Source organism: Actinacidiphila alni, from assembly GCF_900112845.1.
GTDB classification, from domain to species: Bacteria; Actinomycetota; Actinomycetes; order Streptomycetales; family Streptomycetaceae; genus Actinacidiphila; species Actinacidiphila alni.
The window spans coordinates 109890-124780 of sequence record NZ_FONG01000020.1 but is presented as its reverse complement, the minus strand read 5'-3'; the positions used below and the strand labels follow the sequence as shown (position 1 = coordinate 124780).

16 protein-coding genes are annotated in these 14891 nt (G+C 72.9%); 9 read left to right on the top strand and 7 right to left on the bottom strand.

The annotated features are described in order from the left end of the window. The first annotated feature begins 78 nt into the window (after positions 1–78). Complete coding sequence (locus tag BM076_RS27745; protein ID WP_093716459.1) at positions 79–693, top strand: flavodoxin family protein; 615 nt, start codon at positions 79–81, stop codon at positions 691–693. A gap of 50 nt (positions 694–743) precedes the next feature. Then, positions 744–1886: a glutathione-independent formaldehyde dehydrogenase gene (locus BM076_RS27740; RefSeq protein ID WP_093716458.1), complete on the top strand. Its 1143-nt coding sequence runs from the start codon at positions 744–746 to the stop codon at positions 1884–1886. A gap of 48 nt (positions 1887–1934) precedes the next feature. Here the strand turns inward: BM076_RS27740 and BM076_RS27735 are convergent, their stop codons facing one another. Continuing rightward, the gene (locus BM076_RS27735; protein ID WP_093716457.1) at positions 1935–2597 is read right to left on the bottom strand and encodes a VOC family protein; all 663 of its coding nucleotides are present in this window, start codon (positions 2595–2597) and stop codon (positions 1935–1937) included. A gap of 128 nt (positions 2598–2725) precedes the next feature. On the opposite strand from BM076_RS27735, the gene BM076_RS27730 reads away from it, so the two are divergent. Continuing rightward, the gene (locus BM076_RS27730; protein ID WP_093716497.1) at positions 2726–3451 is read left to right on the top strand and encodes a class I SAM-dependent methyltransferase; all 726 of its coding nucleotides are present in this window, start codon (positions 2726–2728) and stop codon (positions 3449–3451) included. A 115-nt stretch (positions 3452–3566) separates the two neighbouring features. Here BM076_RS27730 and BM076_RS27725 read toward each other — a convergent pair whose 3' ends face one another. Continuing rightward, complete coding sequence (locus BM076_RS27725; protein ID WP_093716456.1) at positions 3567–4844, bottom strand: zinc-dependent alcohol dehydrogenase; 1278 nt, start codon at positions 4842–4844, stop codon at positions 3567–3569. Between the two features lie 210 nt (positions 4845–5054). On the opposite strand from BM076_RS27725, the gene tal reads away from it, so the two are divergent. Beyond that, on the top strand, positions 5055–6707 hold the full coding sequence (gene tal, locus BM076_RS27720; protein WP_093716455.1) for a transaldolase: 1653 nt from the start codon (positions 5055–5057) through the stop codon (positions 6705–6707). 118 nt (positions 6708–6825) lie between these two features. On the opposite strand, the gene BM076_RS27715 is transcribed toward tal, so the two are convergent. From BM076_RS27715 to BM076_RS36230, 4 genes are all read right to left on the bottom strand, one after another. After that, complete coding sequence (locus tag BM076_RS27715; RefSeq protein WP_143120659.1) at positions 6826–7536, bottom strand: GAF domain-containing protein; 711 nt, start codon at positions 7534–7536, stop codon at positions 6826–6828. A gap of 100 nt (positions 7537–7636) precedes the next feature. Beyond that, entirely contained in the window at positions 7637–8005 is a 369-nt protein-coding gene (locus BM076_RS27710) for an STAS domain-containing protein (protein ID WP_177246637.1), read from the bottom strand. Continuing rightward, positions 8002–9303: a PP2C family protein-serine/threonine phosphatase gene (locus BM076_RS27705; protein WP_093716452.1), complete on the bottom strand. Its 1302-nt coding sequence runs from the start codon at positions 9301–9303 to the stop codon at positions 8002–8004. The genes BM076_RS27710 and BM076_RS27705 overlap by 4 nt, the downstream gene beginning before the upstream one ends. Further along, entirely contained in the window at positions 9300–9506 is a 207-nt protein-coding gene (locus tag BM076_RS36230; protein ID WP_143120658.1) for a hypothetical protein, read from the bottom strand. The genes BM076_RS27705 and BM076_RS36230 overlap by 4 nt, the downstream gene beginning before the upstream one ends. 156 nt (positions 9507–9662) lie before the next feature. Here BM076_RS36230 and BM076_RS27700 point away from each other — a divergent pair, with 156 nt between their 5' ends. Next, on the top strand, positions 9663–10229 hold the full coding sequence (locus BM076_RS27700) for a DUF488 domain-containing protein (RefSeq protein WP_245796441.1): 567 nt from the start codon (positions 9663–9665) through the stop codon (positions 10227–10229). Between the two features lie 57 nt (positions 10230–10286). Further along, positions 10287–10931 (top strand): carbonic anhydrase, encoded by a 645-nt coding sequence (locus BM076_RS27695; RefSeq protein WP_093716451.1) that lies wholly within the window; start codon positions 10287–10289, stop codon positions 10929–10931. A 34-nt stretch (positions 10932–10965) separates the two neighbouring features. On the opposite strand, the gene BM076_RS27690 is transcribed toward BM076_RS27695, so the two are convergent. Further along, positions 10966–11940, bottom strand: a complete 975-nt coding sequence (locus BM076_RS27690) for an L-threonylcarbamoyladenylate synthase (protein ID WP_245796439.1) — start codon at positions 11938–11940, stop codon at positions 10966–10968. Between the two features lie 127 nt (positions 11941–12067). Between BM076_RS27690 and BM076_RS27685 the strand changes: the two genes are divergently transcribed. The 3 genes from BM076_RS27685 (at position 12068) to BM076_RS27675 (ending at position 14882) form a co-directional block, all read left to right on the top strand. Continuing rightward, entirely contained in the window at positions 12068–12895 is an 828-nt protein-coding gene (locus tag BM076_RS27685; RefSeq protein ID WP_093716449.1) for an SCO6745 family protein, read from the top strand. 416 nt (positions 12896–13311) lie between these two features. Further along, positions 13312–14124, top strand: coding sequence for a hypothetical protein (locus tag BM076_RS27680; RefSeq protein WP_093716448.1), 813 nt, complete (start codon positions 13312–13314; stop codon positions 14122–14124). Next, positions 14121–14882 carry a class F sortase gene (locus BM076_RS27675; RefSeq protein ID WP_093716447.1) on the top strand — a complete coding sequence of 254 codons (762 nt, stop codon included), beginning with the start codon at positions 14121–14123 and terminating at the stop codon, positions 14880–14882. Before BM076_RS27680 ends, BM076_RS27675 begins: the two co-directional genes overlap by 4 nt. The last annotated feature ends 9 nt before the right edge of the window (positions 14883–14891 follow it).

The following is a 14891-nucleotide window of genomic DNA, read 5'->3' as shown; positions in this document are numbered from 1 at the left end:
GCACCGCACCGGACGCCGGGTCCCGCATTCACCCGGCGTCACAGGTGTCATCCGCGCCACGCGGGTACCCGCAGAGCTATGGAATCAACACCTCTACGCGCCATTGCCCTGGTTTGTACGCTCAATCCGTCGCCGGCCGAGTCCAGCTCCCAGCTACTCGCGGAGCAGACGCTCTACGCGCTCGGGAAACACGGCGTCACCAGCGAGGTGATCCGCATCGCCGACCACGACGTGCGGCCCGGCGTCGCCGTGGACATGGGGGAGGGCGACGCCTGGCCGGCCATCCGGGAGAAGATCCTGGGCGCGGACATCCTCGTCCTGTCCACACCGATCTGGCTGGGCCACCCCTCCAGCATCGCCCAGCGCGTGCTGGAACGGCTCGACGGCGAACTCTCCGAGACCGACGACCAGGGCCGGATGCTCACCTACGGCAAGGCCGCGGCGGTGTGCGTGGTCGGCAACGAGGACGGCGCCCACAAAGTCAGCTCCGACCTCTTCCAGGGCCTGAACGACGTCGGCTTCTCGCTCGCACCGAACGCCGTGACGTACTGGGTCGGCGAGGCCATGCAGGGCACCGACTACCAGGACCTGGACAAGACCCCGGAGACGACGCAGTCCACCACAGCGACGCTGGCGGCCAACACCGCCCACCTCGCCCGCCTGCTGCGCGCGGCCCCCTACCCGGCGAGCTGACCGCGGCGAAAGAAAAGACACGTACTCCAACGGAACGAAAGGAGCACGACATGAAGGCGCTCGTCTACAACGGCCCCTACGACGTCTCGGTCGAGACCGTGCCGGACGCCCGGATCGAGCAGCCGAACGACGCGCTGGTCCGGATCACCACCACCAACATCTGCGGCTCCGACCTGCACATGTACGAGGGCCGCAGCACCGTTGAGAGCGGCAAGATCCTCGGCCACGAGAACATGGGCATCGTCGAGGACACCGGTCCTGGGGTGACCCGGATCAAGCCCGGCGACCGGGTGTCAGTACCGTTCAACATCGCCTGTGGAAGCTGCCGCAACTGCCTGGACGGCTGGACGGCGTTCTGCCTGCGCGTCAACCCGACAGAAGGCGTGGACGGCGCCGCGTACGGCTACGCCAACATGGGCCCGTACGACGGCGGCCAGGCCGAACTCCTGCGCGTGCCTCATGCCGACTTCAACCTCCTCGAACTGCCGCAGGGCCGGGAGCACGAGAACGACTTCACGATGCTCTCCGACATCTTCCCCACCGGCTGGCACGGCACGGAACTGGCGGGCCAGCGGGCGGGCGACACGGTCGCCGTCTTCGGCGGCGGACCGGTCGGACTGCTCGCCGCGCACAGCGCCGTACTCCGCGGCGCCGCGCGGGTGTTCGTGGTCGACAAGGAGGCCGACCGGCTCGCGCTCGCGGAGTCCATCGGCGCCACCCCGGTGGACTTCTCCGCGGCCGACCCCGTGGAGCAGATCCTCGACGCCACCCACGGGCGGGGCGCCGACTGCGGGGTCGAGGCCGTCGGCTACCAGGCGCACGACCCGAGCGGCACCGAACACCCCGAACTCGTCCTGGACAACCTCGTCAAGGCCGTCAGGACCACCGGCGGCATCGGGGTGGTCGGCGTCTACGTACCCGAGGACCCGGAGGCGGCCGACGAGGGCGCCAAGCACGGCCGGATCGGGTTCGACTACGGCACCTTCTTCTCCAAGGGCCAGCACATGGGCACCGGCCAGTGCCCGGTGCTGCGCTACAACCGCGGCCTGCGCGATCTGATCATCGCCGGACGCGCCACTCCGTCCTTCCTCGTCTCGCACGAGATGAGCCTGGACGACGCACCCGAAGGCTACCGGCACTTCGACAAGCGCGACGACGGCTGGACGAAGGTGCTCCTGCGGCCCGGCAGCTGACGGGGACCGGCGCGCCGACGGACGCGGCCGGACCGTCGGGGCCGTACGTCAGTCGCGGTCCAGGGCCGTGCAGACGCACACCTTGTTGCCGTCCGGGTCGGCCAGCACGGTGAAGGACGGCGCCCCGGAGGCGTCCACGACGGTGCCTCCGGCGGCGACGGCCGCCGCGATGCGGTCCTCGGCGACCTCGGGCGCGAGCCAGAGGTCGGCGTGCCAGCGCTGCCGCGGGGTCGCGTGCGGGTCCGTGCCCTGGAACCACAGGCTGGGCACCCGATTGGTCGGGTCGAGCACCGTGTCGCCCACGACATGGCCCGGTTCACCGGTGAGCAGCGCCGACCAGAAGGGCGCCACGGCTGTGTGGTCCGCGGTGTCGAGGGCGAGCTCCAACTGCGTCACCTCGCCGGGAACGGCGGTCAGCCCGTGCTCGCGGGCGAGTCCGCTGACAGTGCGCGCCAGATCCAGGTCGGCCGCGGTCACCCAGCGGCCACCGCTCTCGTCCGCGGTGGACAGCGCCACGTCCACCGCCCCGTACCCGAGCCGGATCTCGGGGTGCCGCCCGGCCGCTGCCGCCGCCCCGGCGACCGCGCCGACGAAGGCCGCGGCGGCGACGGTGTCCGCGGTCCGGAAACGGGCGGCCAGCGGCTGGGCCAGCTTCCGCCAGTCGCCGAGGCCGTCCGCGATGGCGGCGATGACTTCTCGATTGCTCAGCATTCCCCCAGTCTGCCGATCACAGCGGCCTGCGCCAGGGGAAGGCCCTCCCGACAGGCGTTGAACCGAGCACGGCGACAGGCACGGAAAACCGTTGGCCGGATCGCCCGGACGTGCGTACGTTCGCCGCCATGGCCGACGAGAGCTACCGCGATCCGCAACTTGCCGCGCTCTACGACCCGCTGGACCCGGACCGCGGGGACCTCGACGCGTACGTACGGATCGCGGCGGACGAATCGGCGCGCGCGGTCCTCGACATCGGCTGCGGAACCGGAGTCCTCGCCCTCCGGCTGGCCGGACGGGGCATCGACGTCACCGGCCTCGACCCGGCGAAGGCGTCACTGGACGTCGCACGGGCCAAACCGGGCGCGGACAAGGTGCGGTGGATCCACGGCGACGCGAGCGCCCTGCCGCCGCTGCGTGTGGACCTCGTGACGATGACCGCCAACGTCGCCCAGGCGATCGTCGACCCCGCGACCTGGCGGACGACCCTGCGCGCCGCCTTCGCGGCCCTGCGTCCCGGCGGACTGCTGGTCTTCGAGACCCGCGACCCGGCACGGCGCGCCTGGGAGGAGTGGAATCGCGCCGCCTCGTACGGCGAGACGGAGGTCGCGGGCCTCGGCACCGTCACCAGTTGGTACGAACTCCTCGACGTCAGCCTGCCGTTGGTGACCTTCCGCGGCATCTGTGTCATCGGCGTCGACGGACGCGTCCTCACCTCCGAGTCGACGCTGCGCTTCCGCGAACGCGCGGAGGTCGAGCGCGAGTTGGCGGCCCACGGTTTCACCCTGGAGGACGTGCGCGACGCGCCCGACCGGCCGGGCAAAGAATTCGTTTTCCTCGCGCGCCACCCCTGACACGCCCGTCCTGCCCCTACGAGCCGCCGGCCCCCGTACCGCCCGCGCCCGGCCCGTCCGGCCGGCCGGGGACGCACGCGGCATACGCGCACGGCCGCCAGTATGTGACGAGCCGTCAGGAACCCGCGGTCGTCGCCGCACCGCTGCCCGCGGTGCGGCCGAAGCCGTGCGGCATGCCGCCCTCGCCGCCGAAGTCGAGCGCGACCTTGGTCCAACCGGACTCCCGTCGGTCGAAGGACGCATAGGCGTCGATCACATCGGCGGTGTCCGGCCACTGGGTGATCAGCGGACCGGGGTCGAGGGCGCCGGTGGCGACCAGCGACACCAACTCGGGCAGATACCGCCGGTGGTGGCAGTTGCCCGTTCTGAGCGTGAGGTTCTTCATGAACGCCTCACCGAACGGATAAGACGTGACCTGCGGCGGATACACGCCCACCGTGCCGATCGTCCCCGCCTTCGCGACCGCCTGAACAGCCCACCGGGCGGCCTGGCTCGGGGCGTTCCCCGGCACCCAGGTGTCCCCGTCCGGCCGCCGCTCCGGAGCCGCCTGCCGGCTCTCGCGCTCGAATTGCGCCCGCTCCTCCTCCGACACGGCCGCCGGGCCGTGCGCCGGGTGCTGCGCGTCGACACCGACCGCGTCGATCACCCGGTCCACGCCGATACCGCCGGTCAGCTCCCGGATCGCCTCGACCGGATCCTCCTCGTTGAAGTTCACCGTCTCGGCGTGCTGGCGGCGCGCCAGATCCAGTCGGTCGTCCAGGCCGTCGACGAGCAGTACGCGACCCGCGCCCTGGAGCCGGGCGCAGGCGACCGCGGCCTGGCCGACCGGGCCGCCGCCGAGAATCGCGACGGTGTCCCCGGCGCCCACCTCGGCCAGCCGGCCGCCGAACCACGCCGTGGGGTAGATGTCGGACAGCAGCACCGCCTGCCCGTCGTCCACCGTGTCCGGCAGCGGGACGAGGCCGACGTGGGCGTACGGCACCCGGGCGTACTCCGCCTGGAATCCGTCCAGGCCGCCCGCCGCCTCCGGCCCGCCGAAGAAGACGGTGCCGGCGAGCGGGCCGCCGGGGTTCGCGTTGTCGCACTGCGCGTAACAGCCGGCGCGGCAGTACGCGCAGAAGCCGCACGCCACCGTCGAAGCGGCGACCACCCGGTCGCCGGCCCGCAGATTGCGCACCCCCGGCCCCACCTCCTCGACCACCCCCACGGCCTCGTGACCCAGCACGCGCCCCTCGCGCATGCCGGGCATGGTGCCCCGGACGAAGTGCAGATCCGTGCCGCAGATCGCGGACGCGGTGATCCGTACGATCGCGTCGTACGGCTGTGAGATCCGCGGATCGGGGACGTCCTCCCACCGGATGTCGCCGATCGCGTGCCAGGTGACGGCTTTCATGAGTGGCTCTCCTTCTGGGTGGATCCCTCTGCTTCGGTGCGGCACGTGCCGTGCGCGTGCCGGTGAGGGGATTCGTCTCGACATCCGCCCGGGACGAGTGGCCGCGGCGGGGTACTCGAAACATCACGCCCGGCGGCGGCGCGGACCGCCGCCCGGCCGAACCGTACGAGTCCCGCGCCGCAGCACGCCCCGAGCCCCCCGGAGGTCCCCATGTCCGTATCCAGCCCGATCGACCCGTTGGGCGAGCTGTCCGCCGCGGGAGTCTCGGTGTGGCTCGACGACCTGTCCCGCGAACTGCTGGCGGGCGGCCGGCTGCGGACGCTGATCGCGGACCGGCACATCGTCGGTGTCACGACGAATCCGACGATCTTCGCCTCCGCGCTGTCCAAGGGCGACCGCTACACCGCGCAACTGCGCCGGCTCGGCCGCGAGGGAAGGAGCGTCGACGAGGCGGTCCTCGCGCTGACGACCGACGACGTACGGGACGGCTGCGATGTGCTCGCCCCCGTCCACGAGCGGACCGGCGGACGCGACGGCCGCGTGTCGATCGAGGTGGACCCCCGGCTCGCCCATGACAGCGCCGCCACGATCGCGCAGGCGCGCGCCTTGTGGCAGACGGTCGACCGGCCCAATCTGCTGGTCAAGATCCCGGCCACGCGCGAGGGTCTGGCCGCGATCACCGCCGCCACGGCGCAGGGCATCAGCGTCAATGTGACCCTGATCTTCTCGCTCGACCGCTACCGCGACGTCATGGACGCCTACCTCACGGGACTGGAACGCGCCCGGGACGCCGGCCACGATCCGGCCGGTATCCACTCGGTCGCCTCCTTCTTCGTCTCCCGTGTCGACACCGAGGTCGACCGCCGTCTGGACGCACTGGGCACCCCGCGGGCCCGGGCGCTCAAGGGCCGGGCCGCCATTGCCAATGCCCGCCTCGCGCACCGGGAGTTCGAGCGGCAGAGCGCCGAGCCGCGGTGGCAGGCGCTCGCCGCGGCCGGGGCCCATCCGCAGCGGCCCCTCTGGGCCTCCACCGGGGTCAAGGACCCCGACTACCCGGACACGCTGTACGTCGGCGAACTGGCCGTCCCCGGCACCGTGAACACCATGCCCGGGGCCACTCTCGAAGCGTTCGCCGACCACGGCGCCATCACCGCCCAGGCGCCGACCGACGACGACTACGACGCCGCGGCCGCCCACTTGGCGGCGCTGGCCGACGTCGGCGTCGACTTCGCGGACGTCACCGAGACGCTCGAACGCGAAGGGCTGGCGAAGTTCGAGGACAGCTGGACCGAACTCGGCGCCACGGTGGAGCGCGAGATGCGCGGCACCGCTGCGCCGGGAGCGGTACAGGGGGCAGGCACCGCCGACGCCTCCGGCCTGCTGGCGATCTACCTCAACGACCACCTGTCCGGTGCGACCGCGGGCCTGGAACTCCTCCGCAGGGCCGCGGCCGCCCAGCCGGACGAGGAGCACCGGGCGGCCCTCGCCGACCTGGCCCACCAGGTGGAACGGGACCGCGACTCGCTGACGCTGATCATGTCCGACCTCGGCATCCCCGCGGACCGCACCAAGATCGCGCTCGGCTGGCTCGCCGAGAAGGCCGGCCGTATCAAGCCCAACGGCCACCTCTTCTCGCGCTCCCCGCTCAGCGACGTGCTGGAACTGGAGTCCATGCTGCTGGGCGTCCGCGGCAAGGCCGCCTGCTGGCGCACCCTGCGGGCCCTCGCCGACACCGACCCCCGGCTCTTCGCCGACCACCTCGACGAACTCCTGGCGCGCGCCGACCGGCAGTCCGAGACCCTGGAAGAACTGCGGCTGGCCGCGGTCCGCCGGGCGCTGACCGCGGAGGAGACACCGGCGTGACGGCGGTGCCGGCCGCCGGAACTCTTCCGTCGGCCGGCCCCTTCCGTCGGCCCGGTCCTTTCTGTCAGCCGTCAGCCGTCAGCCGTCAGCTGTCGGCCGGCAGTCGACGAGCGCGGGCTCAGGGCGCGTCGGGCGGCGCGCCGCGCAGGATGTCGGCCGTGACCTGGGCGAGACTGCGGCCGCTGCGGAAGGCGGCGGCGCGCATCAGGGCCAGCGCGTTCTGCGGACTGACCCTCCGCTGTTCGCAGACCATGCCGATCGCCATATGGGTGTCGAACCAGTGTGCCTTGATCATGCCGGCCGGCTGCCAGGCGGGCGGAGCGTCGTCGAGCAGCAGCAGCTCACGGGCGGGCACGAGGGCCGCGGAGACGGCCTCGGCCGCCGCCACGGCATGCTCGACCGCCTGGTCGTCCCAGGCGTCGGAACCGAAGCCGAGCAGATCCATCGCACCGAGGACGTAGTCGCCGACGTGCAGCGGGAAGGCGTACACCGATGTGAGGGCGGGCAGTTGCTCCCGCACGCTGGCGCCGAACAGCGGCCACGGCGTCAGCGCCTCCTGGAGGTCGTCCACCAGGACGGGAGCGCCGGCCGCCGCGGCGCTGATGCACGGCCCTTCGAGCACCGTGAACTGGATCTCCTCCAGCCGGAGCGCCGCCGGGTCCGTCGCGGCCAGCAGCTGCCGCGCGGGAGTGTCGGTCAGCAGCGACAGCGTCGCGCCGTCCACGTCCAGGCCGTCGCGTACCGCCGCCCCCAGCCGCAGCGGCAGCTCGTCGTGCGGCCCGCCCGCCGCCGCCCGCGCCACCCGCCCCGCCGCCTGTGACCTGTCCACCGCCACGGCTCACCTCCCGCGTCGTCCCGCACGAAAACCTCCGGCACCGGCCGACCCCGGGTGTCCACCGTCCGCGATACCGAACGGGATGTCGCGCGCGTCAGCCGCCGTCGAAAGCGCCGCCCCCGGCGGAGGCGAGCGCCTCCGAGAGGCTGCCGTGGACGGGGAGGACGGCCTCCGCGCCGGTCAGGGCGAGCAGGCGCAGCAGATGGCCCGGGGGAGCGGCGAGGACGACCTCGCCGCCGGCTTCCTGCGTACGGCGACGCAGCCGGAGAAGCGCGTTGAAGCCGGAGGAGTCGCAGAAAGCGAGGCGGGCCAGATCGAGGACGAGAACCGGGTGCCGCTCCAGGGCCGCGGTGGTCTGCTGGTAGAAGTCGGGCGCGGTGCCGAGATCCAGGTCCCCGGCCACGGTGATGACGGCCGTACGGTCGTGGCTCTCGGTGAGTTCGACATGGAGCGTGGTGTTCACGGCCTGCCGCCTTCCGGTGTGTCGTGCTCCGGGGACGACCTGCGACGGTGGCCTTCCGGCTCGGGCAGGCCCGTCAGTGCGGCCGCCTGTTCCGAAGGACCGGTCGTGGGACCGAGCCATTCGCAGATCAGGACGGTGGCGTCGTCCTGGAGTCGGCCGTTGTGGTAGTCGAGGATGGCGTGGGTGAGTCGGCGCAGGGTCTCCGGCACCGGCAGCCCGTCGGCGTGATGGCGGATCAGGAAGTCGGTGAAGCGGGCAAGACCGAATTCCGGGCCGCCGGCCCGGCGCGCTTCGGTGATGCCGTCGGTGTAGAGCACGACGCGGTCGCCCGGCTGCAACTGCTCGTCGCAGACGGTGCCTTCGATGCCGAGGTCGGTACCCATGGGATGGGCGGGCCGACAGGACAGATTGGCGCTCCACCGGCTGCCGCGGATCACGACCGGCGGCAGATGGCCGCGGTTGACCCAGGACAGGACGCCGGTGCGAGTGTCGAGCGTCGCCAGGACGCCGGTCACATAGCGCTTGCGCCGGTACTGGTCGATGAGGGCCGCCTCGACGGCTTCGCCGGTGGCCAGCAGATCGGCGCCCCCACGCCGGGCGTTGCGGCAGGCGCCCAGGGCGAGCGCCCCGCACAGGCCCGCGGCTGTGTCGTGGCCCATCGCGTCCAGGATCGTCAGATGCACCAGCGGACCGTCGATGGCGTACTCGAAGACGTCACCGCTGATGCTGTGCGCGGGCTCCATGACCGCGGAGATCACCACCCGGCCGTCGGCGAAGGTCCGCGGCGGCATGATCGTCCACTGCATCTCGGCCGCGATGTTCATGGGTTCGGTCCGCACCAGTTCGGCCAGCGTGTCGCTGGTGTTGCGGTGCCCCACGATCATCAGCGCCAGCAGCGCCGCGAAGCTGTCGATGTCCTGGCGTGCCCGCGCGTCGTCGTGGGCGCTGGTCACACGCAGGACGCCGAGCCGTTCCGTACCGTCCAGCAGCGGCACCCACCACTGGCCGGGCCCGCCCGCGGCCAGCACCTCCCCGTACTGGAACGCGCGTCCCGCCACGGTGCCCTCGATCCGCAGCGGCGGATCGTCGCGCGAGCTGCCCGACAGCGTGTCCCCGGTGAGCGGGTAGAGCACCTCTCCCCGCAGGTCCGCCAGGAAGACGGTCACCTCGGTGAAGCCGGCGGCCCCGGCGTGCTCGGCGGCCTTGGCCGGCAACAGCTCGATCGGCATCAGATGGCTGTCCGCCAGCATCCCGGCCAGCATCGCCCGGCCGCCCGCGTCCCGCTCGCGGTCCGTCATCCGCCGCCCTCCCACCGGTACGCCGGTGCCGCGAGGGCTCCCGGCACGCCGGCCGTCGCCGCCTCGCCGGGACACAGGGCGACCGCCCGCCGTCCCAGGAGCCGGCTCGCGACCGGGGCGCCGTCGCGGCGCGGCAGGCGGCCGTGCCCCTCGACGAGCGGCGGGATCGTACGGTCGGCGAACGACCGGGGAGAAGGATCCATGGTGGCCGGGTGCCCGTGCGCGGCCTGGGGAAACGGTGCCGGCCCCGTCCGCCGTGCGGCGGCCGCCGCGGGGTGGCGAACACCCGCAGGTGCGGGGCCCACGGTCGCGGTTCGTGGCGTTTGGGTGTGCGGCCCGCACCTGCGGAACGAGCGACGGTGGTCGACCATGGACAGGTGCCCGCGCACCAGCTGATCACCGTTGGCCACAGCACGCTGGACCGTGCCGGGCTGGCGTCGCTGCTGCTGGGCGCGGGTGTGACGGCGGTGGTGGACGTACGGACGGCGCCGGGGAGCCGGCACAATCCCGATGCCGGGCGGGAGAGGCTGGCCAGGTGGCTTCCCGAGGACGGGATCGACTACCGCTGGGAGAAGGATCTCGGAGGCTTCCGCAGCACCGCGGCCGATTCGCCCGACGTCGTCTGGCGCAACGACTCCTTCCGGGGCTACGCGGGCTACACCCGGGATCCGCGATTCGTGGCCGCGATGGACCGGCTGCTGCCGGAGGCGGCGACGCGGCCGACCGCCGTCATGTGCAGCGAGGCCGTCTGGTGGCGCTGCCACCGCCGGATCATCGCCGACTTCGCCGTCCTCGCGCGCGGCAGCGACGTCCTCCACCTGATGCCGGACGGCCGCCTCACGCCGTACAGCCCCACCCCGGGCGTCCGTCTGCGCGGCGATGGCCTGCTCGTCTACGACGATGTCGCGGGTGCGCGGTCGGGGTGAGAGGCGTGGCGGGGCCCGGACGGCATGGCGGCAGGTGCAGGTCAATAGACTACCGCCATGACTGACACCCCGACCCCGACGCCCCGTGACGCCTTCGAACTGCTGATGGCGGGCAACCGGCGCTTCGTCGCGAACACCCCGGGACACCCGAACCAGGACGCCGCGCGCCGCTCCGAAGTGGTCGCGGGCCAGCGGCCCTTCGCCGTGCTGTTCGGGTGCTCGGACTCGCGGCTCGCCGCGGAGATCATCTTCGACCGCGGGCTCGGCGACCTGTTCGTCGTGCGTACGGCGGGGCACGTCATGGGCGCGGAGGTGCTGGGCAGCGTCGAATACGGCGTGGACATCCTGGACTGCCCGCTGGTCGTGGTGCTCGGCCACGACTCGTGCGGCGCGGTCGGCGCGGCCTGTGCGGCGCTGGACGACGGCATGGCGGCCACCGGCTACGTGCAGGACATCGTGGAGCGGGTGACCCTGAGCGTGCTTGCGGCGCGGACCGCGGGACGGGTCGAGGCGGAGGAAATACTGGCCGAGCACATCGGGCGCACCGTCGACCTGCTCCTGGAGCGCTCCCGGTCCCTCGCCGAGAGGGTGGCCAAGGGCGAGGCCGCCGTCGTCGGCCTTCACTACCGCCTGGCCGACGGCAGCGCGCGGCTGGTCGCAGCCCGCGGCCTGGACGAGGCCGTCGTCGCGGCCGCCTTCTGATCGCGGGGCGCCACGGCGCCCGTACGCCGCCGGGTCAGCGCTCCGAGCGCGGCCCCGCGGCGCGCCGCAGCCGGTTGGCGATCGCCAGCCCCAGACCTTCCTCGGCCGGCAGGGAGGCGACGATGAGGTCGCAGCCTTGCTCGTCCAGCTCCCGCAGATATCCGTACAGCCCGCGTGCGTAGACCGGCAGCGCGTCCGGCACGGGCACCACGGCATGGGCCCCCGCCGGGGCGGCGCAGGAGACCGGAAGCAGGACGCCCACGCGATGGCCCCGCTCCCGCGCCCGCTCCGCCTCGGCGACGACCCGCTCCGGCCCGACGAGGACGACCCGCGCGCGCGGCGCGTAGTGCGACGGGTGCTGGCCCGGTACGCGCACCGCGCTGCTCCCGTGCACCTCGACGGCGTGGCCGAGCACCGCTTCGATGTCCTCGCGGGTCACCCCGCCCGGCCGGAGGATGGCGGGGACCTCGCCCGTGGCGTCCACGATGGTCGACTCGACACCGACCTCGCAGGGACCGCCGTCCAGGACGAAGTCGACGGCGTCACCGAGTTCCGCCCGTACGTGGTCCGCCGTCGTCGGGCTCACCGACCCGAACCGGTTCGCCGACGGCGCCGCCGCACCCCCGCCGAATTCCGTGAGCAGCGCCCGCGCCACCGGATGGTCCGGCACCCGCACCGCCACCGTCTCCAGCCCGCCGGTCACCTCCATCGGCACCCGGGGGCCGCGCCGCAGCACCAGCGTCAACGGGCCGGGCCAGAAGTGCTTCGCCAGCAGCCGTGCCGCCGCCGGCACGGCCTCGACCCAGTCGTCCAGGTGGTCCGCCGAACCTAGGTGCACGATCAGGGGGTGGGACGGCGGGCGGCCCTTGACCGCGAAAATACGGGCGACGGCCGCCGGATCCTCGGCATTCGCGCCGAGCCCGTAGACCGTCTCGGTCGGCAGGGCGACCAGCCCCCCGGCCCGCAGCACCTCGGCCGCCTTCGCGATGTCACTCTTCGTCGCCGTCACCCGCCCATCCTCCCACCGCCCGCACCTGCCTCCGACCGCTGACGGCTGGGAGGTCGGCCGCCGGCCGCCCGGCACAGTAGTGCCGCGCGTCACATCACCACCGCGGCGGCCCGGCAGGATGGGCGCCATGACTCACATCGCGCGCCGCATGTTCGAACTCCTGGAACCGATCTGCCTGGTCACCTTCCTCGCCGAGGAGTGCAACGAGGAAATGGCCGCACTCGGCCACCGCACGTACTGGGACGGCTACTTCGCCGGGCGCGGTGGTGTGCTGGGCGAGGTGCCCGCGGAGGTGATGCACGCCGCCTTCTACAGCTTCGCCGACGGGGAGGTCGCGCGGCACATCCCGAGCGCGTGGCGGACGATCCCGCGCGAGGCGTCCATCGCGGCACGGGAGCGGGGCAGCGCGGCGTCACTGCGGCGGATCCTCGGCGCGGAGGCGGCCGGCTCCGCCGGGCTGGCGCGCGCCGCCGACCTGATGACCAAGGCCGCGGTGAGCGCGCCCATGGAAGGCCGCATGATGTACGCCGGGATGCGGTCCCTCCCGGTGCCGGGCGAGCCGGTCGCCCGGCTGTGGCACTCCGCGACCATGCTGCGCGAGCACCGCGCCGACGGGCACATCGCGGCCCTGATCGGTGAGCGCGTCGGCGGCACCGAGGCCCACGTACTGTCCGCGCTGGACATGGGCATCGATCCGCCGGAGTCGTTCGGGCGCATCCACCACCTGCCCAAGGAACGGCTGGCCGCGGTGATGCGGGGCTTGCGCGAGCGCGGACTCGTCGACGCCGACAGCCGGTTCACCGAGGCCGGCCGCGCGACGAAGGGGCGCATCGAGGCGCTCACCGACGAGTTGGCCGCTCCCGCGTACGACGCCCTCGCGCCCGACGAGCTGGACGAGTTGATCGTCGTTCTCGAACCCCTCACCGCGACGCTGGTGGCCGCGGGATCGCAATGACGGGCGGACCCCGCCCCCCCCCGCGTGGTTGAACGATGAGAGTGCTGGTGACGACAGGCGCGCCCGCACGGCTGAACAAAGCCCGGATCGGGCTCAATCGCCGACCGTCATCCACCTCGTGCGTCGAGTACCGGCGGCAAATGAGGCCGGATCCAGCGTGACACCGCCCCGCGCCGAGGGCGGCGCCGGGACGTTCTCTCCCTCCGATTCCGCACGCGGCACCGGCTGACCGGCGCCGCACGGGTCCGCGCGGGCGGACCGACACCACGCAATCACGGGCCATGGCAACCCGATCCGTGACCGCGAACCAATCCGGGTCCGCGCCCGCTCCGAATCACTCGGTGGAGGCACCGGCCTCCGCTCGTCGAGCCGACCTCGCGCCGACTCTGCGGTATCCGCGAGTGAAAGGCAGCATCATGCGATCCACCAGCGCACGTGTCGCGACCGCGATAGGCGTGGCGGCCGTACCGTTGGCGTTCCCGGTGGCGGCATCCGCGGCCCCGGCGGCACCGGCCGACACCGACGTCCCGTGGACGACGTACCAGGCGACGCTGGACCCGGTCACCGCCAACCACGTCACGGGCAGCGGCACCGCGATGATCCAACTGTCAGGCAACACCGCGAAGATCACGGTCACCGCGAAGGGACTGGCCGGCGGCGCCGCGCCGCACGCCATGCACATCCATGTCGACGGCAACGGCGTGTGCCCCAAGCCGTCCGAGGCCAAGGACCACAACGGGCACAGCTCCACCAATGTCGCCGACGCCATGAAGGACTACGGCATGATCGGCACCTCGCTGACCACCAAGGGCGACAGCACTCCCAAGAGCGCGCTGGCCGTGGACCGTTTCCCGGCCGGTTCGTCGGTGAACTACAGCCGCACGCTGGAGGTCAGCGACGATGTCGCGGCGAATCTGAAGTCGGGCAAGGCCGTTCTGGTCGTGCACGGCATCGACTACAACGGCAACGGGAAATACGACAACGTCCTCGGCCCGAGCGAACTGGACAAGTCGCTGCCCGCCGAGGCCACCGACCCGGCGCTGTGCGGCCCCTTCGCCGTCTCGCAGATGACGTCGATGCCCGGTGGCGGCGCGGACACCGGTGACGGGTCCACGCAGTACGGCAACGGCGTCCAGACCGGCATGGTCGCCGGCGGTTCGGCCGCCGCCGTGATCGGCCTGGGCATCGGCGGATACGCACTGCGCCGGCGGAACGCCGCGAACCGGTGACCGACGCCTCCGCGCCGCGCGCGGGCCACACGCGACGTACGGCGATCCTGCTCGTCGTGCTCGCGGTGGTCTGCGTCGCGGCGGGCCTCACCGCCGTCCTGGCCGGGACCAGTGGCGGCGGCGCGGCCCCACCCCCGCAACCCGGCCCCGCGGCGGCCGGCACGCTGCCGGGCCATGAACCGGGCCATGGACAGGGCCACGGCGCGGGCCACGACATGCCGGGGATGCCCGCACCGTCGAGCGGCGCCGCGCCGGCCCCCACCGCCACCACCACGGTGCCCACCAAGCCGACCGCGAGCCCGGGTGCGCTGCCCGCCTCCCGGCCGGTCACCCTGGACATCCCCGCGATCGGCGTCCACTCGGCGCTGCTCGACCTCGGCCTGCACAAGGACGGCACGCTCGAAGTGCCGGCCAAACCGCTCCAGGCGGGCTGGTACCGCAATTCGCCGACCCCCGGCCAGGCCGGACCGTCCGTGATCCTCGGCCACGTCGACTCGTACGAGACCGGTCCCGCGGTCTTCTACCGCCTCGGCGCGCTCAAGCCCCACGAGCAGATCCGCGTCACCCGGGCCGACCACAAGGTGGCCGTCTTCACCGTCGACGCCGTCCGCTCCTACGAAAAGGCGGACTTCCCGACCCTCGACGTCTACGGCAACACCCCTGACGCCCAACTCCGCCTGATCACCTGCAGCGACTGGAACACCCGCACTCACTCGTACGAGGGCAACACCGTCGTCTACGCGCACCTCAGCACGTAACCGACGGCG

Coding starts and splice junctions, on each gene's coding strand:
- BM076_RS27685 (WP_093716449.1), top strand. CDS start 12,068: ATGACTCACATCGCGCGCCGCATGTTCGAACTCCTGGAACCGATCTGC.
- BM076_RS27705 (WP_093716452.1), bottom strand. CDS start 9,303: ATGACGGACCGCGAGCGGGACGCGGGCGGCCGGGCGATGCTGGCCGGG.
- BM076_RS27725 (WP_093716456.1), bottom strand. CDS start 4,844: ATGAAAGCCGTCACCTGGCACGCGATCGGCGACATCCGGTGGGAGGAC.
- BM076_RS27735 (WP_093716457.1), bottom strand. CDS start 2,597: ATGCTGAGCAATCGAGAAGTCATCGCCGCCATCGCGGACGGCCTCGGC.
- BM076_RS27695 (WP_093716451.1), top strand. CDS start 10,287: ATGACTGACACCCCGACCCCGACGCCCCGTGACGCCTTCGAACTGCTG.
- BM076_RS27680 (WP_093716448.1), top strand. CDS start 13,312: ATGCGATCCACCAGCGCACGTGTCGCGACCGCGATAGGCGTGGCGGCC.
- BM076_RS27730 (WP_093716497.1), top strand. CDS start 2,726: ATGGCCGACGAGAGCTACCGCGATCCGCAACTTGCCGCGCTCTACGAC.
- tal (WP_093716455.1), top strand. CDS start 5,055: ATGTCCGTATCCAGCCCGATCGACCCGTTGGGCGAGCTGTCCGCCGCG.
- BM076_RS36230 (WP_143120658.1), bottom strand. CDS start 9,506: ATGGATCCTTCTCCCCGGTCGTTCGCCGACCGTACGATCCCGCCGCTC.
- BM076_RS27745 (WP_093716459.1), top strand. CDS start 79: ATGGAATCAACACCTCTACGCGCCATTGCCCTGGTTTGTACGCTCAAT.
- BM076_RS27740 (WP_093716458.1), top strand. CDS start 744: ATGAAGGCGCTCGTCTACAACGGCCCCTACGACGTCTCGGTCGAGACC.